This is a genomic window from Gudongella ferriphila, assembly GCF_046224405.1.
In the GTDB taxonomy this organism is placed as follows: Bacteria; Bacillota; Clostridia; order Tissierellales; family Tissierellaceae; genus Gudongella.
The window spans coordinates 1-1,617 of the sequence record NZ_JBJXRK010000067.1 but is presented as its reverse complement, the minus strand read 5'-3'; the positions used below and the strand labels follow the sequence as shown (position 1 = coordinate 1,617).

The 1,617-nt window shown below is 41.7% G+C and carries 2 protein-coding genes; both read left to right on the top strand.

Features of this window, described 5'->3' with window-relative positions; all coding sequences use genetic code 11:
- Nucleotides 1-945 (top strand): Mu transposase domain-containing protein (locus ACKVDP_RS13770; RefSeq protein WP_409229476.1); only part of this gene is annotated, 945 nt, incomplete at its 5' end.
- Nucleotides 938-1,617, top strand: a 680-nt coding sequence (locus ACKVDP_RS13765) for an ATP-binding protein (RefSeq protein ID WP_409229475.1), incomplete at its 3' end; no start/stop codon positions are given. The genes ACKVDP_RS13770 and ACKVDP_RS13765, both read left to right, overlap by 8 nt.

Sequence of the window (1,617 nt, the reverse complement as noted above, 5' to 3'; positions counted from 1 at the left end):
AAAATTCTGGTTCCTGATAACTGCAAAACAGCAGTCAATCACAACAAGGATTGGTATACTCCAAAACTAAATACCACCTATCACGAAATGGCTGAACACTATGGTACTGCAATAATACCTGCAAGAGTTAGAAAGCCCAAAGACAAACCAAATGCTGAAGGTGTTGTCGGAAACATATCCACCTGGATTGTTGCAGCCCTTAGAAATGAGCAGTTCTTTTCATTAGCGGAATTGAATGCTTCAGTTAGAGAAAAGCTTGAAGAATTCAACAAGAGAGACTTCCAAAAGAAGGAAGGAAGCAGGTCGAGTCTCTTCCACAACGAAGAATTCCCATTTCTATTACCCCTTCCTGCTACCCCCTATGAACTGGCAGATTGGAAACAAGCCACCGTTCAATTTAATTATCACATATCCATAGAAGGAATGCTATACTCTGTTCCTTATGAATACATCAAAAGGAAGGTTGATGTCAGGATAACAGAAAAGATTATGGAAGTTTTCTACAACCATAACCGTATTGCCTCCCACAAGCGTCTGTTTGGCCGAAAGGGACAATACAGCACGGTAGTTGAACACATGCCCCCTGATCACCAACAGTACCTTGAATGGAACGGTAACCGCTTTAGAAAATGGGCAGAACTTATTGGACCAAACACACACAAAACCGTAGATGCAATACTTACCTCCAAACGTGTAGAGCAGCAAACATACAAAAGCTGCATGGGTTTATTGAAATTGGTTGACAGGTACTCAGCAGGTCGTCTTGAGGCAGCATGCGAGAAAGCACTGACCTTTACCGCAAGCCCCAGTTACAAGAGCATCAAAAACATACTTGTAGCTGGAACAACCAAGGAAGATGCTTCAATAGCTGAAACCAAACCTGTGAAAAACATCTATGGCATAACACGTGGGTCCAACTACTATGGAGGTAGAACAAATGATTAACAACAGCACAATTGACAAACTAATTGAAATGAGACTCACAGCCATGTCTGATGCATTTCGTCAACAAATGTCAGACCCAAGAATGAATGAAATATCATTTGACGAACGGTTCGGCATGATGGTTGATATTGAATACACAAGAAGGAAAAACAACCGTCTTGATAGACTAATCAGGAATGCTGATTTTGACCAGCCCGATGCGAGCATAATGGACATCGACTACACATCAGGACGAAAACTAAACAAAGAACTGATTAAGAGACTCGCCTCCTGTGACTACATATCAGAACACAGGAATATCTTCATCACAGGAGCAACTGGCAGTGGCAAAACCTACATGGCCTGTGCCTTTGGCATGGAGGCCTGCAAGCAACACTACAAAACTCAATATGTACGCCTACCAGATCTTCTAATCGACCTGGAGTATTCCAGGAGCGAAGGAAACTACAAGAAGGTTATGGCAAAGTATTCCAACCCAGTACTTCTGATAATTGATGAATGGCTATTGCTAAAGCCAAACTCAACAGAAGAAAAAGATATCTTTGAACTACTTCATCGAAGAAGAAAAAAGTCTTCGACACTCTTCTGCTCACAATTCAGACCTGAGGGTTGGTATGAACAGTTAGGTGGTAATGATTCACCCTTAGCTGATGCTATACTTGATCGTATAGT